Below are 23,880 nucleotides of genomic sequence, written 5' to 3' on the forward strand. Positions count from 1 at the left end.
GACTGTGTACAGCGGCAACGCGATTGGCTTCGTCGTTGTCGTTTGCTGTAAGGGTGTCCATCCACATATTCAGCACAGCGATAGCCTGATTACTGTATGCCAGTGCGTTTTCTGCGTGATTCACGACTTCAAAGGTTTCTTTATCCATGAGTGACCTCCGGCAGACGACCAGCAAAGGAAAGTACGAACTGACCGGCCAGAGAGCGGCGGGCGTCTTGTTCAGAATGGGCGGTTACAGATTCACGGTGCGGCTTGGCGTTCAGGTCAGAACGGCACACGGCGAGAAAGAGAAATTTAAAGCGAGTTGGGGTATGATTTAACATAGCTACCTCGATACTCAATCTATCGTTGGTGGTAAGAGGCCCGGTTAGTGTTAGCGCACTGCTGGGCTTCGTTATTTTGTGTACTGCCTGTGCCTTATCTGTGGATAGGGTGTGATTTAAATTACAATCAAATGAATCACACATCAAGTGTTTTGTGTGATTTGATTTCATGTATACTGAATCACACGTTTTATTTAAGGTGCTGAACATGGCAACAAATACGGTTAACGACAAATCAAAACAAATATCCATTCGCATTCCACACGATGTAATGGATGGTATGGAAGCGGTAAAAATGGACGGTGAAAGTAATGCCGGTTTTATCGTTACAGCTATGCAAGATGAGATAGCCCGCCGCCAACTCAAAGAGAGCGATGAAAATAAGTTGCTGTCCAACCTCAATGGCGCACTAGAAGCACTAGCTCGTATCGAAGAGATCGGTACGAAGGCAGGGGAAAATATCAAGGCCATCGTTAACGTAGCGCAGAGTGAGATCAAACGCCGCCAGCGCAAGAAATCCAAATCAGAACCATCTGAGTAATCCCGAAGGGTAGCACTGTGAATGCTACCCTTTTCTTTGCCTGTAATCTGCTGATTTAGTTTAACTCCCACCAATGGTGAAAGTTGACTGCACGTTATAACTTGCTGATTTTCGTTGTTACATCCGTTTTGAATGACTGCCGAACCTGAGTAACGGTAATGTTCAGGTGAACCGGAATAATTATCCGGTTTAACGTTGAGAAGTTTACGCATGGCTTTTGCTCTCCACGCCGATTCCGTGGTTAGCAAATTCCCCGTGGTGTATTTCACGAAATTGCCTGACGGTTTTCTCTGCTTCGGAGAGGTTCGTGAATAAACCTACGCGGTGCTGTTTTCCATTGACCATACACTCAGCCCTCCATTTGTTTATTTTTCCTTCCCGACTCACCCCCTTAACACCAGATGTATTAGTTTTTTTCATTGAGCGATTGCGGCAATTCTCTGCATGAGTAGCTTGACGCAGATTGCAGATACGATTGTCAGTCTTGGCACCATTGATATGGTCAATTTCGTTATCAGGCCATTTACCGTTGACATAAAACCAAGCCAAACGGTGAGCAGGATAACTCTTGCGATCTATCGAAATCAGGATGTATTTGCCGCTGTTCGGGCTACCAGCAACACTGCCTATACGGACTCGGTTAGAATTAGATAACTGCCAGATAAAAACGCCTGTATCCGGGGAATAGTGCAAAACTTCCTGCAAACGTTGATGGGTTAAGCTAGACATTGCTTACCCCCTGTTCGTCTTTGATTTCCCCACCTCCTGCGCGACAGGGTTGTGCAAGAATCAATGAGTTAGCTAATTGCTCCGTTTCGGGACAATCAAGCTTAATCAACAGGTTACTGTGGGCCGGTAAACTCGGTGAATTGCGGTTTTTAGTATGCGACTCGCTCAAAGATAGTCGGTTCAGGATGCCAGCCAGGGAAAAGGCCCGTTTCTGGCTGACCACTGGAGTTATGAGCATCATGCCACCACCTCGACACGCAGACCTTTAGCTGTGTAGCCCTGAACCTGCTTACCATTCACACGAACCCGCTTTTTAGTCAGTAAACGAATGTGGTCGCCGTATACATGAAGTAACTTTCCATCTACAGCAACCTCGTTATAACCATATCGAGGCTTGTGTGACACCTGCACAAATGGCTCTGAGGCCTTGCGTGGTAGGGCTCCTTCTGCACATACCTCTTGCTTACCACCAGAAACACGCTTAACCACTGCCACATAATTTGCATCAATTAGGGGCTGCTTCTCTGTCGCCGATAATCCTTTTTCCGCTGACCGATAAACCCAAAACGTTTCGAATCGCCCGGTAATTTTGCGGGTTCGGATTTTCACGTAACCCAACCGGCCCATCAGACGGCTAAACTCAGCATCGTTCTTAACCAGCAACGATAGTTCATGCGTTGATTCACATACCCAGCCCAAACGCTGATATTCCTTCACTGTCGAGCTATTACGCACCGTATTAATCACTGTGTATTTATCTGGCTGCGCCGGGCTGCGATAAATGACCCAATCGTCGAAGGCTTCCTGACGCTCATTAGTGAGTACCTGAACGGCGAAAGTAGAAAGAGCCTTACCATCCCGCCGATGCCAGTACTCAATCCATGACGGGCTGCTGGTGAGGATATTCAGGCAATAACCATCAACTTTATGAGAGTGGACGCCACGGATGAAGCCCTTGTTATCTGCAGGACGTGATGGACATAGCGACTCATGGTACCCATGGGATACCTTCGCTTTACCACTGAACCCAGTATCGCTATCAGCTTCACGGACTGGCACACCAGAACGTAGCCAGACCAGCCCCTGACCGTTATGACGCAAGCCTAAATCCGTTAATGTGCAAACGCGATTATTAACGGCTGACCAGTCACCACAAATAACGTTACGACGAATTTCGTTAATACCGTTCACCATGTTTTGGGCGTAGGGGTATCCGCCCCGGCTATTGCCAGTTTCTTGAAGTTTCATATTTCAGGCCTTAATTAAGCAGACTTGCGACCACATGGAGTATTAACGTTATTTACCGCTGGAGGGTTACGAACCCAGCAAAGTAAGTCACTGAGCAACCACGCACATGAATTGCGGCCAAGAGGCTTACGGGCAGGGAACCGGCCTTCATTCTCAAGAAGCCATGCAGTTGAGCGGGAAATAGAAGTAATGCGCTGACGTTCCTTTTCACGCACGAGGCGATCATAAGGTTCAGCATATTCGGCAAGAACAACACGGCGCTGTTCTGGGGTAGGGTTGAAGTGATTCGTAATCATGCTGCCTCCACTGTTTTAATGCTTTGTGAGGCTATTATTCTTAATCGGAAAGGATTATATAATTGGTTTTAAATAAATTATTAATACATTCTAAATATCATGATTATTGCATTGTTATTCTATCAAAATAAAGCACGCTGTGCTTAACGCATGTTCTTTGATGAAAATATCCACATTGGATATAAGGTGCATTTTTATATGTCTTATTTACCAATGTGGAGTGATAACCAACGCTCAAAACATCATTTCATTGCGGATCTAACATCATCAATAGTTACAGCTTCTTTAAGTACAGCGCTGCTAATGACTGCTGTTATATTATACAAATTGGTGCCAAATTGTTTTTTAAAATATCTAGACAGACTTCTAATAAAAAATAATCTCCTTGGATTGGTTTTTCTTTTAAGAATAGGATTAATATCAGGAATCATATCTTTATTCGCAAATGACTCTAAAAGTGAAGGTAATTTAGCTTGCGAATATCCAACCAATGAAAAAAAAGCATGCTCAACATCTAGATCTTTGTTTTCTGATTTAGAACTGTCTAAGTATTTTCTGGTTAAATACTTAAGACCATTATGATAATGATTATCAAGTAGTTTATCATCAATAAATGTACTTATCGCCTTATCAAAAGGAGTGCCATTTACTTCACTACTTAATTCAGTAGCCAATTTTCTTATTCTACTTATTTTTTCTTTCTGCTCTGTTGGCGTTAAGGACTCCCATCCATTAGGGCCTTTTGAGGCTTCCGACACCATAATTGAAAAAGTTAATAACTTAATATCTGTATTTTCATATTTTAAAAATCGTTTTACCAATGCGTTAGATATATGCCTAACACTATCATCAAATATTAATAAACCAATAACATCTCTCGTGGTAATCGAACCGCTGCCAGTGCTAATGTCGAATGCGTAGTCTGACTCATAGAAATCTATTAATAATTTCGGTGTGTTTTCTGGATATGCATTGCTCATTTTTCACCAACCTTTAAAATAACAACGTTTTTATGATTACCGGCCAGCACATCTAGCCGCTCAATCCACTTGTTCAGTGCGTCCAGTTTCTCAGGCAGATACTGACTACGGTTGTATACTGCCATAACACCACCAAGCGAGTGACCTAGCAGCAATTCCACAATATGGGGAGGAATACCCAAATCATTCATACCGGTGGAGAAGGTGCGGCGTAGGTCATGTAAGCGCCATCGTTCTGAATGACCCAGTCGCTCACAAATACGGCCTCCAGTAGAACTAACTGCGGTATTCTCTTTTAATTCTCCGAGTAAATAACCTGACTTCTTATTTTCTTTTGTCAGTCTTTTAATTAATGGGTAGATACTTTCAGGTATTGGCCTAATAATTTTCTCACTTGTCTTGCTATGCGCTTCGGGGACTGTCCATATTTTATCTTTTAAGTCCCACTCACTACATTCAGATAATCGCACTTCAACTGTACGCGACCCAAAAACCGTTAATAGATAAAACATGTTTTGATAAAATGGCGAAAAGAAATCACTTTTTATTGCCACCAGCAAATCAGTTAATTCTTTATTGGATAAGACTCTCTTCCGCTTATTAATTTTTACGCCAATATCTTGCATGGTTAATCCGTCAAGCTCGTGACAAATAGCATAACGACGAATACGACAAAACTTAAAAGCCTGTTGAGACATTTGTAAAATCATTCCAGCAACACTGGGGGCTTTTTTCTTTGTCCGGGCAAGGCATTTTAACCAATAATGGGTTTCACAATCAGCAAGAGCCATTTCACCAATATATGGATAAACATGAATATCGAATCTTTCTCTATATCGAGTGGCGTTAACAAGATTACCGTCAACATATTCAGTTAACCAATATTCTAACGCATCCTTGACAGTTACAGGCTTTAGTGTGGATTCTCTATCAAGTTTAAGCATACGTTGCGGATCTCGCCCCTCAGCCAGCCACTTACGGCACTGATCACGCAGTTCACGCGCTTTGCTTAGCGAGATGTCGGGATAGCGGCCTAGATTTGGTCTGTTGATACTTGAACCCCGTCCATCAAGCCTATACTGATAGAACCAGCTGATAGCACCGTTCTTGCTGACGCGAATCATCAGCCCGCCGCCATCAGATAGGGTATGCTCTTTATCATTGCTTGCTGCTGACAGTGCTTTTAACTTTTTATCGGTAAGACGGTTTATACTGGACGCCATAGTATAGTGTTCCTGTTTTCACGTGACTCACCACGTGATCCACAGTTTACCGCAAGAATGAGAAAACAGCAAAAAGCACTGGAACAATATACAGTGATTAATTTATTTAAGTTACTGATTTTAATAGAAATCAAGATAGCACAGGGAAACATAAAAACACTATGTTGAGTTACCGCCATAGTTTTCACGCTGGCAACCATGCCGACGTTCTTAAACATACCGTTCAGAGCTTGATTATTGAGTCTTTGAAAGAGAAAGAAAAACCGTTGCTTTACCTGGATACCCACGCCGGGGCCGGTCGCTATCAGTTAAGCGGCGAGCATGCCGAGCGCACCGGTGAATACCTTGAAGGTATCGGCCAATTATGGCAACGCGATGATTTACCGGCTGATTTAGCCCCGTATATGAGTGTTATCAATTATTTTAACCGTGGCGAGAAACTGCGTTATTACCCCGGTTCCCCCTTAATTGCGCGCCATTTATTGCGTGAAGATGACAAAATCCATCTGACCGAACTGCACCCTAGCGATTATCCGCTGCTGCGCAATGAGTTTGCCAAAGATGAGCGGGCCAAAGTGCAACGAGCCGATGGTTATCAACAACTTAAATCGCAGTTACCACCGCAGTCACGTCGTGGTTTCATTCTGATCGATCCGCCGTATGAAATGAAAACCGATTATCAAGACGTGGTTAAAGGTATTCAGGAAGGTTATAAACGCTTTGCAACCGGTACCTATGCATTATGGTATCCGGTGGTTTTACGTCAGCAAATCAAACGCATGTTGCGAGATTTGGAAGCCACGGGCATCCGCCGCATTTTGCAAATTGAACTGGCAGTGCGCCCGGACAGCGACCAACATGGTATGACTGCATCTGGCATGATTGTCATTAACCCACCGTGGAAACTGGAACAGCAAATGAACACGCTGTTGCCGTGGCTGCATAAAGTCTTGGTCCCCTCCGGTCATGGTCATACGCTGGTGAAGTGGGTAGTTCCGGAATAATGCTAATGCCTATCAGAGCCATTGATGCACAAAACACTGTCAGACGTTAAACTGTTAGACAAACTTTAAACGACTTGGAAACGACACTGATGACCAAACATTACGATTATCTGGCAATTGGCGGTGGCAGTGGTGGGATCGCGTCGATCAACCGGGCTGCCATGTATGGCAAAAAGTGTGCGCTAATCGAAGCGAAGCAGCTCGGTGGCACCTGTGTAAACGTGGGTTGTGTGCCGAAAAAAGTGATGTGGCATGCCGCGCAAATTGCGGAAGCGATTCATTTGTATGGCCCGGATTACGGTTTCGATACCACAGTGAACCATTTCGATTGGAAAAAACTGATTGCTAACCGTACTGCTTACATCGATCGTATCCATCAGTCTTATGAGCGTGGCTTAGGCAATAATAAAGTGGATGTTATTCATGGTTTCGCACGTTTTGTTGATGCGCATACCGTGGAGGTTAACGGCGAGAAAATTACCGCAGATCACATCCTGATCGCCACCGGTGGCCGCCCAAGCCATCCCGATATTCCTGGTGCTGAGTATGGTATCGACTCCGATGGTTTCTTCGAATTGGACCAGATGCCAAAACGGGTTGCCATCGTGGGTGCCGGTTATATCGCGGTAGAAATCGCGGGTGTTCTCAATGGGTTAGGGACAGAGACGCACCTGTTTGTTCGCAAGCATGCGCCACTGCGTACTTTTGATCCGTTGATTGTGGAAACGCTGCTGGAAGTCATGAATACCGAAGGGCCAAAACTGCATACTGAAGCGGTGCCGAAAGCGGTCATCAAAAATGCCGATGGCAGCCTGACGCTGCAATTGGAAAACAGTACCGAAGTGACGGTCGACCAACTGATTTGGGCCATCGGCCGTGAACCTGCAACCGATAACCTGAATCTGCCTGCCAGCGGTGTCAAAACCAATGAAAAAGGCTATATCGAGGTTGATAAGTTCCAGAACACTAACGTCAAAGGTCTCTATGCCGTTGGCGATAATACCGGTGCGATCGAACTGACACCGGTGGCTGTCGCTGCGGGCCGCCGTTTGTCTGAGCGCTTGTTCAATAACAAACCGGATGAGCATCTGGATTACAGCAATATCCCGACCGTGGTGTTCAGCCATCCGCCTATTGGCACTATTGGCCTGACTGAGCCGCAAGCCCGCGAGAAGTTTGGCGACAGCCAGGTGAAAGTGTACACATCTTCATTCACCGCGATGTACAGCGCAGTGACTCAACACCGCCAGCCATGCCGGATGAAGTTAGTCTGCGTGGGTGCGGAAGAGAAGGTGGTTGGTATCCATGGTATTGGTTTCGGTATGGATGAAATCCTGCAAGGGTTTGCAGTCGCCGTGAAAATGGGCGCGACCAAGAAAGATTTCGACAACACTGTCGCTATCCACCCCACTGCCGCCGAAGAATTTGTGACGATGCGCTAAGGTCAGGTAAAAGACCTTTAAAGGCTATGGACCGCAGGGTTCATGGCCTTTTTTATTACAACCTCTGATTTGAGTCAGGTGATCAAAAAGGCCAAAACTAAGCTCTGGCCTGATGATAAACCGTTGACCACTGTCGAGATTTAGAAGCTCACTTTCACACCCAGATTACCGGCGTAGCCATCCATGTTGCCATCAAAGGCTCTTTGGTATTTCACATCGGCATAGATATCAACGTTGCTGTTCACTTTAGCGGTGACACCCGCACCACCCTGCCAGTAAGTTTTACTGAATTCAGGACGTAGGCTCACTGTATCAACCGTGACCTTAGGGTTTTTACCTAACTGGGACACCACATCGGTCGACAGATAAGGTTTAATCGCCTGCGGTTTAGTCCCTTCACTGAACACCCGTACTCCGGCACGTACCTGACCCACAGAGTAGGAGGTACCATTTACGCCTGAAATCTCATCATTAAAGCTGTTCAAGTTCAGATATTGGTACTTTAACTGCCCCTGCGGTTCTACTTTCCAGCTGCCCGCGATTGGATACACCTGACCCACCTCGGCAGACATCGCCACACCATAGCCATTCTGGTTGGCATCATATTGGCTCTGATAACTGTTGCGATATAACGTCCCCTGACCGACAACATCGATATAGCCACCTTGTTGCGTCATTAAAGTGTAATAACCGCCCAGCCCATAAGCATCGGTTTTAATCTTACCGGTATTCACCGACAACTCTGGGCGCACAGCCCGCGCCTTATCTTGCGTGTCAGTTTCCTGTTTACCCAGCGTAATCAGCACACCAGCGGTAGCCTGCGTTCCAGCGGAACTTTCAGCTTGATAGAAGTCATGGCCCAGTTGAACGAACCAGATATCTGAGTCATAGCTAAAACGACCCGCATCAAACTTATTATGCTGCCCGCTGATCCGGCCCCAAGAATCCTGATTAAAACCGTTCGCCGCCCCTTCCGCTGAACCACGACGCTCATGCAGACTCCCTAACGTCGTAAAACCGTAGAATGCATTTAACCACGGTGCGGCAATATACCCCGGTACTTCACCGCGATAAGCGGTTTCAGGGGTTGGTGGTACGACAGGTTCAGGTACAAACGGGGCAGGGTCAGTCGGGATGACCTCCCCTGGGATTTCTGGGTCAGTTGTAATAATTTCACCCGGATCTGTCGGGTCAACCGGCGTTAGATTGGACTGCAAATTCCAACGATGATCGTCAATCTGGTATAAGAAATACTGATAAGCACCCGCAACAACCGCGTTGCTCATGGTGAATTGCCCAGAGTCGGTATCACCCTCTACCGTAATCAGGTTAATCCCTGTGCCCGTGGTTAATGCCCCCAACCCGCCTTGATTAACCACCCAAATATAATGATCACCGGTCGCACTCCCGGTCACATACAGTCTATCTGCGGGTGAACTGTCATCACCCAATTTCGCATTGAAGACGAAACTGCCATTGCCAGTAAGATTGCTATTAATGGTTAAGGTACTAAAACTGTCACCCACAGCTCGTGCATTTGGGTTACTGCCGGTGGGGATAAAGTTCATCTGCCCCAAAATATGCATCGACTCAACATCGGCATCACCGGTCAGATGCCAAATACTGCTGCTATCAACCTCAACACTTTTGGCGTTATGTGCCGCACCGGTCCAGACCGAATTATTCGTCAATGTTAAGCTAGCATTGTTATTTTCTTCCGCCAGAATATCACCGACCAGTGTTGAATGATTATCAGCATTGAGATTAACGTTACTGATAGTCGACATCGTCCCAAGGTGAGTGCTGGCATTAATCAATAACCCATTTCCGCCGGTTAGCTGTGAGCCGTTGTTCACATTGACATTGATATTGGCACCTTCCGTGTGAACGCCAGCGCCGTTCTCACTGATAATCTGGGTGTTATCCAACGTAACCTTACTATAAACCACATCACTGGCTGTGGCATAAATCCCACTCGCGTCCATACCCGTGGTGGTAATTTGGCTATCTTTCAGCGTGATAGAACCGCGAATATCAGTCCACAAAGCATAAGCACCAACACCCGTTGATGTCGCAGTGACATTCTTGGCATTGATAGATGAACCAGCAAACGTGCCAAGAACTATGCCGAGGTCACCGGTAGTGTCAATCGTCGCACCAGTCAGATTAAGGTTTCCGCCACGCGCCGCAGCAGCACCAATGCTGGCAACTCCCGCGGTTGAAATGGTCATATTGCTGGCATCAAAAATCCGTTCAGAATAGATACCATCCGCGTTGTTCCCTTTGGTGATCGTAGTGGTATTTTCCACAACGGCCGTACCACGGTTATCAATCGCCGTCGCATTATCCCCTTCGGTGATAATCACAGTATCCTTAGCCTTGAACGATGAGGCGCTGTCGGTAATCCAAACCCCCGTCGCATCACTGCCTTTGGTATGATAAGAACCGCCATTTAACGTGACATCAGAGTTCGAATTCACGTCAATCATTACCGTATTACCGCTGTTAGACACGGCATTGACGTCATTTAATACCGTGATGGCTTTACTCAGACTGTTGCCTATCGCCCGCAATACGCCACCAGAAGCTAACTCGATATCAGCATTGCTGACAGTGGCTTTGCCGTTAATGTTGAAAACCTGAAGAATATTACCAGTAACATTAAGGCCATCCATGACAATAGATGAATCCTGGCCAACACTGACCCCCGTAGAGGCATTGTCCATATTAATCGTGGTGTTATCTAAGGTGGCATGGACACCCCCATTATCAATATAAACCCCGATACCACTGGCCGTACTGGTGTTATTTATGGTGTTATTCGAGCCACTTAACGTGCTACCAATACTGCTCAAAAAAATACCATAGCTACCACTGCCACTGGCATTAAGTGTGGTGTTATTTACCGTCAATTGGGTACCGCCAGAACCCGAAATACCATAAGCTGATATGCCACTGGTGGAGATCACAGTGCCATTAATATCAGTACGGCTACCCAAACCCGTCGAAGAAACACCGTAAGCGGAGGAGCCAGCCGTCGTCACCGCCCCCCCCTGTAAATTGACCGTGCTTTTACTATTATTGATACCTCTCGCCACCACTCCGTCAGTCTTGATAACGGCTCCATTCAGGTTCAGAGTGCCACCGTTAGTGACATTAGCACCATTAGCGGCACGGCCCGTGGTATGGATAGTGACATCTGCATCGCCAGTGACCACACTGGTGGATCCTTGCACGACGACCGGAGATAGATTGTCGCTGTCGGTGCCGTACTCACCTGAAATTTCAACAGAACTCCCATCAGTAATACTGACAGTTTGCGCCGCCCAGCTATAAAGCGGAGTTAGCAGCGATACCAGTACACTGGCCAACAGCGTTTTTCTAAAGCTTGGTGACAAGGTCGTTCTGATTTTTTTCATGGTAATAACCTAGATTTTGACAAAAAATAATTTAAATAGAACAGATCGCTGATCTGTTTCTATCTCTCGTTTTGGGTTGCATTACTTTTATTCAATCGCGAGGTTTAATTCCAAGAAATAAATTAATCCTATCGTGCCGGTCAGTCTATTTACTTACAGGTTCATGTAATATGAGATAGCATCACCTTGCACGTAGGAGTTTTCCTTAAAAATAAAATAAAAACTTAGCTAACAGCTTTAAATTATCGTTTTAAAAATATACAACTGCATTTAAGTAAATAAAAATAATATCTATTAACATGAAAAATAAGAATATTCCAATAATTGAAAAACAGATCGTTAATTTTTGGTTTTATTTAAAAAACAACACTTATATTTATGAAAATATTTTCATTTTTAGGATTTTACTCTAATATTTATCCTAATATTAATTAGGAAGAAAAGCATATTATTAGTCATGGTAAGATATTTCATACTGCTGTTGACTTATAACTCGCATAACAAGGAACAAAACGCGGTTCAAATGGATACCCTCGATTTGTGATAGTCCCTAACTCTGCTATCATCAACAGATAATCCACCATTTTATGCTATATTTTATATAATAATCATCTATATAAGGCATGGATTAACGTAATTAAGGAGAGTTATGCCGAACGCATCAAAAGACAACTCAGCGCCACTGACCGCTGGGATTGAAACCGGCAAAAAAGCCATTTCCTCTATGACACGGTTAAGTAACCGTGTGGCAGCTTATCCCTTTGTCGCTCATATTATCCGTGCCACGGATCGCTTTAATGACCGGATGGGTAGCCAGTTCGGTGCGGCTATTACTTATTTTTCATTTCTGTCGCTGATCCCTATTTTAATGGTTTCTTTTGCCGCTGTCGGTTTTGTGTTGGCCTCGAATCCTGACTTATTGGCTGAATTAATTAATAAAATTGTTAATACCATCAGTGACCCAACGTTAGCGACCACACTTAAAAACACGGTAAATACCGCCATTCAGCAGCGTACCACCGTCGGGTTGAGTGGCTTAGCGATCGCTCTTTATTCCGGTGTCAGTTGGATGGGCAATTTGCGCGAAGCGATTCGCGCCCAGTCACGGGATGTGTGGGAGCGTAACCCACGGGATCAGGAAAAATTCTATTACCGCTATGGACGCGACTTTATTTCGCTCATCGGGTTAGTTGTGGCGCTGATTATCACTCTCTCGCTGACATCGATCGCCGGTGCGGCACAGTCTGCAATTGTCGAGGCATTAGGGCTGGAGGGCATTGATTGGTTGCGGCCCGCCATGACACTGATTGCACTGTCGATTTCTATCGCCGCTAACTATTTGTTATTTTTGTGGATATTCTGGATTCTGCCACGGCATAAACCGAAGAAAAAAGCCCTGCTACGGGGCACTCTGGTTGCCGCTATCGGCTTTGAGATAATCAAGTTCGTAATGACCATGATGCTGCCACGCCTTGCCAGTTCACCGTCCGGTGCCGCTTTCGGTTCCGTTATTGGCTTAATGGCTTTTTTCTACTTTTTTGCCCGTCTCACCTTATTCTGCGCAGCCTGGATTGCCACCGCCCGCGATGCCGAAGACGGAACCTTGCCCCAAGAACCTGGCAATAAGGCGGTATAATAGCCCGAATATGCCAATCTTAAGGTCAACACCTCATAATGATAAATAAGTATTATGGGGTTGGTCCGCCCCTCCGATTTATCACTACACGGGTGACTCATCATTGAAAGTGAAAGGAAGCCAATGTTTCGTTATCTAAAAAAGCCGTGGGTTTTACTCATATTACTGGCGGTGATCCTGCTGGGTATTGGGTATAAATTGCGCGTTAGCAATGCTGATACATTATGGAAAATAGTCAGCCAACAATGTGTTCCCCATATGGCAGCAGAACATAACCCACAGCCTTGCGTTGAGGTGAATACGCAGTCCGGTTTTGTGGTGTATAAAGATATTCATGGGCCATTGCAGTATTTATTGATGCCGACCGCTAAACTCAGCGGCATAGAAAGCCCGCAGTTGTTAGCCCACAACAGCCCAAATTATTTCTTTGATGCTTGGCAAGCCCGCCACTTTATGGCAGATAAACACGGAACACCCATTGATGACGAGGATGTGTCGCTAACCATCAATTCAAAATATGGCCGTAGTCAGGATCATTTACATATTCATATTTCTTGCCTGAGTCCACCGGTAAAAGCGGCTCTGGCAGCGCAAGAGGCAAACTTTCGTCAGCAATGGGAGCCCTTGCCTGGCGGCTTATTGGGGCACGATTATTTAGTTCGGCGGACTACGGCGGCACAATTGCAGCAATCGGGGGCATTTCGTTTGTTAGCCGACGAAGTGCCGGGCGCGAAAGAGGAAATGGGCCGTTATGGTTTAGCCATGACAGCATTGCCAGATGGGCAGTTCCTACTGCTCGCCAGTAAGGCGAGCCTAATAAAATTGAATCGTGCATCGGTGGAAGAGTTGCAGGATCACGACTGTAAGCTGCTGTCCCAACCACCGATACATTAACGCGTTATTGCTTCTGCTTTATTTTTTGCAGGAATGGTGTGCATTGATTTTTATCAGCTTCACTAGGAGAAATCAGTGCCAGCAATGCCGCTGCGGGCGTGAGCGCCACCCCCAATACCGCAGCAACCGCACCTCGGGCCAGCAACGGCCCGGCTTTCACACCGGCATCCGGTTGTTTGAATGTTCCTTTTACATAGAGTGGGGAACGCAGAGTCAGAATACGCAGCCCTTTGCTTTCAGGATCGATGGATAAATCCAGCCGCTCAGTAGCAAAGTTAATATTACCGCTAACGTTAATAATGGCATTCTCAGTATCAATAACAAACAGACGCGGTGTCGCTAATCCATTCCTTAACTGAATATCTGCCACTGCACAGTTAATTTTCACCTCATCGTCACCAAACAACTTCGCCACCAGGTAGTTACCGACATTCAGGCCAAGCAACTCCATCAAGCTGCGGCTGACCAGCCCCTGATTCAGCAACAGACGCAGATTACCATTGCTGGTTGCCAGCAGAGCGGCAACTGAGTTACCGGTGGCGGTAAATGACGCATCGCCATTCAATTGCCCCAAACTGTTACGCATTGCCTGTACTTGTGGCAATAGTTCTTTCAGTTGCAGGCGGCGGGCATGCAAATCTACCTTGCCGTCCATCGGATTTTTGTTGCCATTCAGCCGTAGGGTGGCATTCAGATCCCCCCCCGCCATGCCGAAACGCAACGGATCGAGTAATAACTCGCCATTATTCAGTACCACATGAGTCGACAGATCACTTAATGGTAATGATTTATCCCGTTCAATACGTTTAGCGGAATAGGTAACATCGGCATCCATCATTCCCCAACTTTTGGTATCAAACTTCTCAGTCGGTAACACCTTATTCGTCGGTTGTCGGCTTCGCTCACCACGATTGGCTTTTTCCTGATTAGAATCAGCCCCAATTAATGGAGCCAAATCGGCAAAGCGCAATTTCTCGGATGAAATTTTACCGGTTAATTTCGGACGTGGCTGGCTGGCGGTATACGTCAGGCTGCCACGAATATCACTGTCACCGATTTTACCGTTAAAGTTTTCATAGCGATAAACCGCCCCGCCCGCTTGCTTCAGGCTGGCAATTAAGCGGCCATCGGTGTTGTAAGCCGGGGTCGCTGGCAGTAATACCCCCATCAACGGATAGAGGTTATCCAGACTGGCACCGGAAAACGTCAATTGCAGATCCAGGCCGGCCAGATTGCTGGGGTCAGTTAACGTCCCCGCCACCGCCACTCGGGTGGAGCCTGAGCGAATATCCGCCTGCAACGGGAATGGCTCGTTCGCATCACTCATCGACAACATACCGCCGATTTTACCGCTGCCAGTTAATGGTTGGCCTTGATACTTTCCGTCAATTTTCCAACCAAAAACATAATCTGGCGTGCTACTTTGTACCGATTCCGCAGCCTGTTTAGCTTTTTCCTTATTACCTGCCCCCATCACTTCAGCAAATGGCAGCGGCTTACCGAGAGGGTCAATTACCGCGCGTAGGTCAGCGTCCAGAAGGGCATCATTCAGGCTTATCTCGCCGCGATCAAAGACGATATCGTTGATATTCACCGACCATGCTGACTGTGGGTTCTCGCCTTTTGCGGGGTTACTGGCCAGATTGAACGTCCAGTTATTCTTACCATTAGCCAGACGGCGCAGATTAGCATCCGGTTGCGTCAACCAGATACGGGGGATCAATACTTCCTTCGCCAATAAAGCCAGCGGCGCAATACTGGCATCAACCCGTTTTAGGGTGACCATAGCTCCGGACGGGAACACCGTAGATTCTGTTTTATCCTTATCTGTGGTGTTATCACTGACGAAATCTGGCGGATTACCCAACACAATATCTTCGGCGTGGAGATGCGGCCAGGGGACCCAACTGCGCCAGCCCGATTCATCACCTTTTCGTGACCAGTCCACCCCCAGATTGCCACGAATGGCAAAAGGCCGTTGCAACTCAGCAGAAACCTTCTCATTGATAGTTGGCTTCAAACGGTTCCAGTCAAAGGTCATCACCAATATCACCGTGGCCGCCAGTAGCAGCACGATAAGCCCACCGACACCCGTCAGCACTTTTCCAGTTTTTGTCATACACAGCTCCATGCCAGCACTTATACCCTAAATAATTCGAGTTACAGGAAGACGGCAACTAAGATAATCCCCAAGAGCTTACATAAGTAAGTGACTGGGGTGAACTTGGGCAGCCAACGCACATGCAACTTGAAGTATGACGGGTATGTTAATAATACAAATTCAGCAGATAACTTTAACCATAGTCGAGAATAATACAGCGTGGGTAACTGAATCCAGTGACGCGGGAAGGCAACATGGCGGAGGCGGTACTGTTATTACTGAGAAAGTATTAGCCACAAAACAACATAGGGAGCATCTGTAGTTTATCAAATGAGGTAGGACGGGAAAGGTAATAACCCTGTGCGGCGACGGCATCAGAACGTTGTACCATTGCCCATTCCTGGGAGGTCTCAACCCCTTCAACTATCACCCCTTTGCTGTAGCGATCCATTAAGGTAACCAACGTGAAAAACAGTTGATTCCCGGCATCACTTTGTTGCAAAACGATAAACAAGTCTCGGGCAACTTTGATGTACTCATAGCGCCAGCTAATGAATGAAGTGAAATTCGCCAACCCGCTGCCAAAATCATCCAACCATAGTCGATCGGCTTCAGCAATGCGCGCAAAGGGGGTATCAAGAGAGGTATCAACGTGCTCAAGCAATTCAAAGCGAATATAAGGCATGGCGTCGATCAGCAACTTAGCCTGTCGGTCATCCTGCATAGCCATCAGTGCCTGACCATCTATATTGATCGAAACCAATACCGAGTGATGAACAAATATCGCGTGCCACTGTTTAACCATACTCAGTTGTTCCAGCACCACATCTAACCGGGCGCGGGTACTGATGGCGTTGAAGTAATCTTCTGGGGATAAACGGGTATCTGGCGATGAAGGGTGAAAAACAGCCGTGAGCAACTCAATCGCCAACAACGCCCCGGACGTGCGATAAATCGGTTGAAAAGTGTACCGGCGCTGACATTGCCGCCAGAAGCTCTGGCCTTTATTACTATCAATAGCGGCAAAGGATGGCGCAAGTAAACTTGATACTTTATTGGTCATCATCAGTTTAATCGCCCTGTTTCAGGACACCAGACCGTTATAGCAACATGCATTGCCGCCAGTCTGATGACATCCTGTGGTAAACGGTTTTCCTTCTGGAGATGTTATCGACTCAAGTGACCAGAACTTTATATAGCGGCCTGACAGATTATTGCTATCAGGCGGGCTGGCACGGCACATTCAAGCCATCTATAGTGGTTAATCAATGCCCTAGCCAAGAACTGGATGGAGATAGATATGCCTTATGTCAATATTAAAATTACCCGTGAAGGGGCAACTGCGGAACAGAAAAAACAGTTGATCGCCGGAGTCACCCAATTATTGGTCGATACCTTGGGTAAAAACCCTGCAACTACCGTGGTAGTGATTGATGAAGTGGATACGGATAACTGGGGTATTGGTGGTCACTGCGTCACCGACCTGCGAAAGTCGTCCTAATGTGATGCTGAATAGCGGGAAACTTATCAGTTTCCCGACCTACATCATAAAAAAATTAAAACGTCGTTTTAATACTATTGACTCTGACTAAACCAACAGTGAGACTAGTCTCACTCCTTCTCACCACTGATACATTTTCAGGAATAGGCCCGCTTTCCATGACCAGCAAAAATATTGCCGTTATCGGCGAATGCATGATTGAACTATCACAACAAGGTACTGACCTTAGTCGGGGCTTTGGCGGTGATACGCTGAACACTGCGGTGTATGTTGCCCGTCAGGTTTCTGAGCAGGCCCTGAATGTGCATTACGTGACCGCACTGGGTACCGACAGTTTCAGTGAAGAGATGCTGGCAGCCTGGCAGCAAGAGAAAATCCAGACCTCCCTTATTCAGCGCTTGGATAATAAATTGCCGGGGCTGTATTTCATCGAGACCGACAGCACCGGCGAGCGCGCTTTCTATTACTGGCGCAATGATGCCGCCGCGCGTTTCTGGCTAACCAGCCCGGCGGCGGATGAAATCTGCCAACGTTTGGAAAAATTTGATTATCTGTATCTCAGCGGGATCAGCCTGGCAATTCTGGACAACACGTCACGCCAGCGTTTACTGAAATTGCTACGTGCCTGCCGTGCCAACGGTGGCAACGTTATCTTTGATAACAACTATCGCCCGCGCCTGTGGCAAAGCAAAGAAGAGACTCAGGAAGCCTACCGTGACATGTTAGCCTGTACTGACATCGCCTTCCTGACACTGGATGATGAAGATATGTTGTGGGGCGAGAAGCCACTGGAACAGGTCATTGATCGCACTCAGGCGTTGGGTGTCAGTGAGATTATTATCAAGCGCGGCGCAGATTCATGCATCGTCTGGGCGAAAGATGGCTTTGAAGCCCATCAGTACGATATTCCGGCCGTCAAGTTACCGAAAGAGAAAGTGGTGGATACGACCGCTGCCGGGGATTCGTTTAGTGCCGGTTATCTGGCGGTTCGCCTGACCGGTGGCAGCGCCCACGACGCGGCAGTGCGTGGCCATTTAACAGCCAGCACCGTGATTCAATATCGTGGCGCAATCATCCCACTGGCAGCCATGCCCGCGGTTTGATTGGCCGCATCTATCACCAGCAATTCAGGATGAAAAGGGGAAACGTGCCGTCGGAGCGCCCCGAGGTGCGTTACCCCCTTCAATGACTGAAGCCCGGAACCTGGCGTCCGGGCTGATTCATCACTCAATATTTTACTTACTGCGCGGTTGTTGGTATCGCGGGTGCGGCTTCAACAGCACTTGCTCCCGTTGGAGCCGCATCTTCGGGCACCACGGTATGCGGTGTCATAACCGCATTATACGCATCCTGCAATGCCTTCACATTCACTTCTGGCTCGCCTTTCGGCTGTGTCAGAATCAGCGTGGTATCTTGCGATAGCTGCTGTTTCAACTCCTGATTCAGCTCAGCCAGAGTCAGACCAGATAAAAATGCCTGCCGTAGCTTCTGATATTGTTCCGGGGCAATATCGACTACGCCACTTTGCTGTGACCGCAGGCGTTGGCTCATCAGAATATCGGTATCGGTGCGGGCATAGGTAGCAAACAACTGACTAAGTTGATCATTTTTCTGCACCATTAATGCATCAAACTCTGCCTGACTCAGGCCATTAGTACGTAAGTTAGCCAGCTCACGGGCGACAAAATTCATCCCCGAGATCAGATTTTCTGCCGGTGTATTCAAGTGAATAGCACATTGAGCGCGCTGATATTGCACACGACAATCAAAACCAAGCTTCAGGTTCTTCTGGTCACTTTTATCTAACACTTGCTGGACATGCCAGAACAGCGCCTCACGGGCTAAATCACTGCGCCAGTAGCGGCTTAACGCGATGGAGTCCTGGATCGGATGCCACGGGGTGTCCCACATCAGCGACAATGTATCTTGTGCTGCCTGGTCATTCATCAGACCGACGGGTTCTGGCGGCAATGGCGCTAATGTCGCAACCGATGCTGGCGTGGTACGTTTCCCTTTTAGCTCAGAGAACGTCTTACTGATTTGGGAGGAGATACTGCGACTATCCACATTACCCACCACATATAACGTCATGGCATCCGGGGTATACCACTGCTGATAAAACTGTTGGAGTTTCTCGATATCTACCGGTTTTGCCACCGGCTGGCCGGGATCATGGCCAATTAAAGAAGAGCCTTTAAGCCGATAACGCCACCAGGGTTCCTGAATATTTTGCGGAAAAGTGGCAATAGGATCGGTCGCGCTATTCAGTGCCGCATTGACGGTTTGTTCATTTATAGCCAGCTTGCCACTGGTATCAGATAACCAAGCCAGCGCTTCCTTCATCAGGTCAGGGCGGTTATTGGGCAAACTCAGGCTGTATAATGTGAAATCATAAGAGGTAATGGCCGGTGGCAATGGGCGTTCACTATCGACCCCTTGTTGCCACAGCGACTGGAGTTGGGCGGGAGTAAAACTCGCACTGCTCATTAATGCCAGACGTGGCAACAAATGGGCAAAACCAACTTGCTGCGCGCTTTCTGATAAGGAGCCGGTATTAACCACCAGACGTAACTCAATCCGATCGCTTGGGCGCTGCGGCGTAGCCAGCAACTGCCATGAGAACCCGTTGTCTAACTTGCCCTGCTGCCAGGCAGGATCGGGTTGTAGTGCTTCAGCCTGCACATTACTGCTGGCGGCAGCCAACAATAACCCACCAACTATGAGACGAATTCTGGTGCCCTGCATGTGAACCCCTACTTTAATAAACTATCCAATTTTAAAACAATGCAATCCTTACGTGAACCATGCGTTTTTTCATGCAAATTGTCACAGTGGGAGCGGAACGCGGAAGTGTACCATTCTGTTAGACCGCATGCTTTTGCCGATGTCACTCATCAATGTAAAAAATAGTATTGAAACGCCAAAATGCGTAAAAAATGGATCGCGGGGCACTATTTTAAGAATATTGCGCAGAGGTGCTAGCGGTGGCAGCAAGTCACCGCTAGCAAATGGAGGGTACTACCGGCCTGATACTCAGTGGTGCAACCTATAAGGAAGAAGAAGCCTCTTTATTCATCTGATTAGGTGGCGTTTTATTGGACAGCACCGCCTGCAATTGATCGTTATCCAATTGTTTACACCATTTGGCAACCACGATAGTGGCGACCCCATTCCCCACCAGATTGGTCAAGGCTCGGGCCTCAGACATAAAGCGGTCGATACCCAGAATCAATGCCAACCCGGCCAATGGCAAATGCCCCACCGCAGAAATGGTGGCAGCCAATACAATAAAGCCACTACCGGTTACCCCGGCGGCACCTTTTGAAGAGAGTAACAACACCACCAGCAAGGTTACCTGATGCATAACATCCATATGGGTATTCGTGGCCTGCGCGATAAATACCGCCGCCATGGTCAAGTAAATAGAGGTACCGTCCAGGTTAAATGAGTAACCGGTCGGGATAACCAAGCCCACCACGGACTTCTTACACCCTGCTTTCTCCATCTTATCCAGCATGCGCGGTAGCACCGACTCTGAAGATGAAGTCCCCAACACGATCAACAGTTCTTCTTTTATATAGCGGATAAATTTGAAGATATTAAAACCATTGAATCTCGCAATAGAGCCAAGCACTACCACGACAAACAGGATACAGGTTGCGTAGAAGCAGATGATCAACTGACCTAATTGCACCAGACTACCCACACCATATTTACCGATGGTAAAGGCCATCGCGCCGAAAGCCCCAAGCGGTGCCAAGCGCATAATCATATTGATAATGCCGAAGATCACGCGGGAGAAGCTCTCGATAACATTAAAGATTAACTGACCTTTTTCACCCAAACGGTGCAGGGCGAAGCCGAACAGAACAGCAAACAGCAACACCTGGAGAATATTACCGCTGGCAAATGCACCGATGACACTACCAGGAATGATATCCATCAAGAATGGCACAATCCCTTGTTGCGTCGCTTGCTCGGCATAAAGTGCAACCGCTTTAGCATCCAGTGTCGCCGGGTCGATATTCATACCTGCACCGGGTTGCACCACGTTAACAATCACCAAACCAATCAGTAAGGCAATGGTGCTAACAATCTCAAAGTAAAGCAGAGCTATCGCACCGGTACGGCCAACGGCCTTCATACTTTCCATACCCGCAATACCGGTAACGACGGTACAAAAAATAACCGGTGCAATAATCATTTTAATTAGTTTAACAAACCCATCACCCAGTGGTTTCATTTGAGCGCCGATATCAGGGTAAAAGTGACCCAGTAAAACGCCCAAGGTAATCGCCGTTAACACCTGAAAATAAAGACTTTTAAATACAGAAACTTTCATAGCTATGTCCTTTTTATTAAATACACGGCAACCTGTCGCTTTGCTCTCGGTGATGATTGAGTGACACTTCTTTTTTATCCGTGCTGGCGCGGAAAATAACACCCTCATAACAATATGGAAATTATTAGTTGCACTGGATTGCACCCTTAACGCGAAATTAAGAACTGAAACGCTTCAAGCGGCAGCAATAAAGGGAATAGGGTCAGATCAACCAGACAATTAACTCAAAATGATTAATGAACAGGATATGTAGAAAGGAGGCTATTGGCGGTATCGCGTAAGCGTAGAACTTATGGTTTTTTAGCGAAGTGAATCGCCGGGTGATGCCCGGTGACCATCAGATCCGAGGGAAAAAGCGCCGGACAAACAGAGCCAGGGAAGCCCTGTCCGGCTCGTTTCCCAACAGCGGCCCCAGCACGGGCCGCCGTTGGGACTATTTACGACCGTTCGGTTGCAGCTTCTCGCCCACATTGAGCAAGAACAGCTCATTGTCGCGGGTTGAAATCCGGGCTGAACCATCGTCCATGCGGTAAGCACCTTCGGTGAAGCCCGCACCATTAAGGAAAGGTGCCACCGCCTGTGGTTTATTGCGCAGTGAGGCTTCCAGCGCCAGTAATGCGTAAGGCTCAATGGCATCGATATCGGCATATTGACGATCGGGGGAAGCCATAAAGAAGCCGTCGATATAACGGGTTTTTATAATGTTATCGCCGATTTTTTCCGCCAATCGCCGATAATCAGCCACCTGACTGCCATGGTAAAGATCCAACAAAGCCAACAAAGCGTATGGATCACTGTTGGTGGTATCCAGCTTGACCTTCATCTCTTTGCCCGGTGCGGTCCCGATATCGCCCAGCCCCTGATCGTTGGCAATACCGCGCGCGACTTTCCACAACAGTGGATCGTTATCAATGGCATAGGCGCGGGCGTATGAAATCAGGAATTCATTACCGGCTTTGTACGGCTTGAGCAGCGTCCCTTTTTTGCCATAATAGCCATCACGTGGCAGCCTGTAATGGGATAAGTCCTGCCCGTCGGCAATCATCGGGCGGAACGTATTGTCCTGATCGTTATAAGCATATTTAGCAAAGGCTTTCAGGCCATCCACAGTCCATTTCAGTAAATCCTGCCCTTGGTTACCTAGATCCTTGCCCAATTGCAACTGCATCAAGGCATTTTCAGCATAGAGGGTACTGGTGCGCCCTTTGAGCATCATATTGCCTTCCAGCGCTGCCGGGCCAAACTCCGGCCCAAACTGACGCTGTGCGCGGTCACCAAACTTGGAGTGAGTATCGGCATCATCCATTGGCTCTTCCCGTTTCAGGGCCTGCGTAAACTGATAGACACCGAGGCCGGTTTTAGCATCGCGCGGTAATACATACTGATCCGCCAAACGCTTAGCCCACACTAATGCGCCGGGTTCCTGCTGATATTGGTATAACAGCGAGGCGGAGTAAATCAGGTCGTTGCCCGCATTGAGGAAGCTAAGTCCTTTGGTGGCAAAGAAAGGCGGCTGCTGTTCAAATTTACTTTCCCACAATGCCCCCATCGGCTTGCCATATTCGCCGTGGCGGCTGGTTTCGAGGATACGCCAGTCATAGACATGGGCATTCCAAAAACCGCGAATAAAGCGGGCGGTTGCGTCGCTGTCGACACGGAACATCAGGTCATAGTAGGGATAGGCATTTTTCAGCTCATGCACCTTCTCTTTTTCACTTGGCCCTTCGGGTTGCAATGTTTTCAGGTCAACAAAGCGGTGCCCTCCCCAGTACAACAAGCCACTTGGGTCTTGATAGTGCTGGAAGTGGTAGCGAACGATATCTTCAGCACGCTTCTGATAACGGGCATCATGGGTAAGCTGGCTTAAGCCACTCATAACGCGCATCAGATTTTGTTGTGCTGAGAAGTTTGATAACACCGCCCGACGGCCATCGGGGAATATCCATTCCAGTTGTTGCCCGGTACGGGGGTCAACACCATCCGCCAGTAGCGGGCTAGGCTTATCACCGTGGTAAGTATCTGAAGCTTTATCCAACACGTTATCGACATACTGTTTCACTACAGTAAGGCGATCGGTATCCGCTGCCTGTCCGGCGGGTATATACAGCGTTGCCAACACTGCCAAACTTAAAAATAACGCTCTTTTTTTCATTGCTGGTTACCCGTCAGAAATCGTTATGGTGTGGCGTCATCCCAGAGAT

General features: G+C 47.4%; 20 protein-coding genes. 7 read left to right on the forward strand and 13 right to left on the reverse strand.

From position 1 onward, the window contains the following. Positions 1-140 precede the first annotated feature (140 nt). Positions 141-581: a host cell division inhibitor Icd-like protein gene (locus AEP37_RS27930; protein WP_408068340.1), complete on the reverse strand. Its 441-nt coding sequence runs from the start codon at positions 579-581 to the stop codon at positions 141-143. Between AEP37_RS27930 and AEP37_RS26575 the strand changes: the two genes are divergently transcribed. Next, positions 532-864: a YlcI/YnfO family protein gene (locus tag AEP37_RS26575; RefSeq protein ID WP_049614317.1), complete on the forward strand. Its 333-nt coding sequence runs from the start codon at positions 532-534 to the stop codon at positions 862-864. The two genes, AEP37_RS27930 and AEP37_RS26575, sit on opposite strands and share 50 nt — an antisense overlap. Before the next feature lie 204 nt (positions 865-1,068). Here AEP37_RS26575 and AEP37_RS16185 read toward each other — a convergent pair whose 3' ends face one another. From AEP37_RS16185 to AEP37_RS16210, 6 genes are all read right to left on the reverse strand, one after another. Beyond that, positions 1,069-1,593: an HNH endonuclease gene (locus AEP37_RS16185; RefSeq protein ID WP_049614318.1), complete on the reverse strand. Its 525-nt coding sequence runs from the start codon at positions 1,591-1,593 to the stop codon at positions 1,069-1,071. Then, a complete protein-coding gene (locus AEP37_RS16190) occupies positions 1,586-1,834 on the reverse strand; it encodes a hypothetical protein (RefSeq protein WP_049614319.1) in 249 nt (82 codons plus the stop codon). Before AEP37_RS16190 ends, AEP37_RS16185 begins: the two co-directional genes overlap by 8 nt. After that, complete coding sequence (locus AEP37_RS16195) at positions 1,831-2,841, reverse strand: hypothetical protein (protein WP_049614320.1); 1,011 nt, start codon at positions 2,839-2,841, stop codon at positions 1,831-1,833. Before AEP37_RS16195 ends, AEP37_RS16190 begins: the two co-directional genes overlap by 4 nt. Positions 2,842-2,855: 14 nt before the next feature. Further along, the gene (locus AEP37_RS16200) at positions 2,856-3,137 is read right to left on the reverse strand and encodes a helix-turn-helix transcriptional regulator (protein ID WP_049614321.1); all 282 of its coding nucleotides are present in this window, start codon (positions 3,135-3,137) and stop codon (positions 2,856-2,858) included. Positions 3,138-3,379: 242 nt separating this feature from the next. Then, complete coding sequence (locus AEP37_RS16205) at positions 3,380-4,117, reverse strand: hypothetical protein (protein WP_049614322.1); 738 nt, start codon at positions 4,115-4,117, stop codon at positions 3,380-3,382. After that, complete coding sequence (locus AEP37_RS16210; protein ID WP_049614323.1) at positions 4,114-5,340, reverse strand: tyrosine-type recombinase/integrase; 1,227 nt, start codon at positions 5,338-5,340, stop codon at positions 4,114-4,116. The genes AEP37_RS16205 and AEP37_RS16210 overlap by 4 nt, the downstream gene beginning before the upstream one ends. Positions 5,341-5,501: 161 nt before the next feature. On the opposite strand from AEP37_RS16210, the gene AEP37_RS16215 reads away from it, so the two are divergent. Beyond that, the gene (locus AEP37_RS16215) at positions 5,502-6,344 is read left to right on the forward strand and encodes a 23S rRNA (adenine(2030)-N(6))-methyltransferase RlmJ (protein WP_049614324.1); all 843 of its coding nucleotides are present in this window, start codon (positions 5,502-5,504) and stop codon (positions 6,342-6,344) included. Positions 6,345-6,433: 89 nt separating this feature from the next. Beyond that, the gene (gorA, locus tag AEP37_RS16220) at positions 6,434-7,786 is read left to right on the forward strand and encodes a glutathione-disulfide reductase (RefSeq protein WP_049614325.1); all 1,353 of its coding nucleotides are present in this window, start codon (positions 6,434-6,436) and stop codon (positions 7,784-7,786) included. A gap of 140 nt (positions 7,787-7,926) precedes the next feature. Here gorA and AEP37_RS16225 read toward each other — a convergent pair whose 3' ends face one another. After that, the gene (locus tag AEP37_RS16225) at positions 7,927-11,205 is read right to left on the reverse strand and encodes an autotransporter outer membrane beta-barrel domain-containing protein (protein ID WP_049614326.1); all 3,279 of its coding nucleotides are present in this window, start codon (positions 11,203-11,205) and stop codon (positions 7,927-7,929) included. Positions 11,206-11,854: 649 nt separating this feature from the next. On the opposite strand from AEP37_RS16225, the gene yhjD reads away from it, so the two are divergent. Together yhjD and AEP37_RS16235 are read left to right on the forward strand one after the other, a co-directional pair. Beyond that, complete coding sequence (yhjD, locus tag AEP37_RS16230) at positions 11,855-12,841, forward strand: inner membrane protein YhjD (RefSeq protein ID WP_049614327.1); 987 nt, start codon at positions 11,855-11,857, stop codon at positions 12,839-12,841. Between the two features lie 123 nt (positions 12,842-12,964). Continuing rightward, positions 12,965-13,735 carry a CDP-diacylglycerol diphosphatase gene (locus tag AEP37_RS16235; RefSeq protein WP_049614328.1) on the forward strand — a complete coding sequence of 257 codons (771 nt, stop codon included), beginning with the start codon at positions 12,965-12,967 and terminating at the stop codon, positions 13,733-13,735. Between the two features lie 4 nt (positions 13,736-13,739). Here the strand turns inward: AEP37_RS16235 and AEP37_RS16240 are convergent, their stop codons facing one another. Beyond that, positions 13,740-15,854 (reverse strand): AsmA family protein, encoded by a 2,115-nt coding sequence (locus AEP37_RS16240; RefSeq protein WP_049614329.1) that lies wholly within the window; start codon positions 15,852-15,854, stop codon positions 13,740-13,742. A gap of 271 nt (positions 15,855-16,125) precedes the next feature. Further along, positions 16,126-16,902 (reverse strand): cyclic-guanylate-specific phosphodiesterase, encoded by a 777-nt coding sequence (gene pdeH / locus AEP37_RS16245; protein WP_049614330.1) that lies wholly within the window; start codon positions 16,900-16,902, stop codon positions 16,126-16,128. A gap of 234 nt (positions 16,903-17,136) precedes the next feature. On the opposite strand from pdeH, the gene AEP37_RS16250 reads away from it, so the two are divergent. Together AEP37_RS16250 and kdgK are read left to right on the forward strand one after the other, a co-directional pair. Then, on the forward strand, positions 17,137-17,337 hold the full coding sequence (locus AEP37_RS16250) for a 2-hydroxymuconate tautomerase family protein (RefSeq protein WP_049614331.1): 201 nt from the start codon (positions 17,137-17,139) through the stop codon (positions 17,335-17,337). Between the two features lie 158 nt (positions 17,338-17,495). Beyond that, positions 17,496-18,440 carry a 2-dehydro-3-deoxygluconokinase gene (gene kdgK, locus AEP37_RS16255; protein WP_049614332.1) on the forward strand — a complete coding sequence of 315 codons (945 nt, stop codon included), beginning with the start codon at positions 17,496-17,498 and terminating at the stop codon, positions 18,438-18,440. A 136-nt stretch (positions 18,441-18,576) separates the two neighbouring features. Here the strand turns inward: kdgK and AEP37_RS16260 are convergent, their stop codons facing one another. From AEP37_RS16260 to AEP37_RS16270, 3 genes are all read right to left on the reverse strand, one after another. Next, complete coding sequence (locus tag AEP37_RS16260; RefSeq protein ID WP_049614333.1) at positions 18,577-20,082, reverse strand: M16 family metallopeptidase; 1,506 nt, start codon at positions 20,080-20,082, stop codon at positions 18,577-18,579. Positions 20,083-20,383: 301 nt separating this feature from the next. Further along, entirely contained in the window at positions 20,384-21,679 is a 1,296-nt protein-coding gene (locus AEP37_RS16265) for a dicarboxylate/amino acid:cation symporter (RefSeq protein WP_049614334.1), read from the reverse strand. A 433-nt stretch (positions 21,680-22,112) separates the two neighbouring features. Beyond that, a complete protein-coding gene (locus tag AEP37_RS16270) occupies positions 22,113-23,831 on the reverse strand; it encodes a pectate lyase (protein WP_049614335.1) in 1,719 nt (572 codons plus the stop codon). Positions 23,832-23,880: the final 49 nt, after the last annotated feature.

The sequence above is a fragment of the Yersinia pekkanenii genome (assembly GCF_001152565.1).
Lineage (GTDB): Bacteria > Pseudomonadota > Gammaproteobacteria > Enterobacterales > Enterobacteriaceae > Yersinia > Yersinia pekkanenii.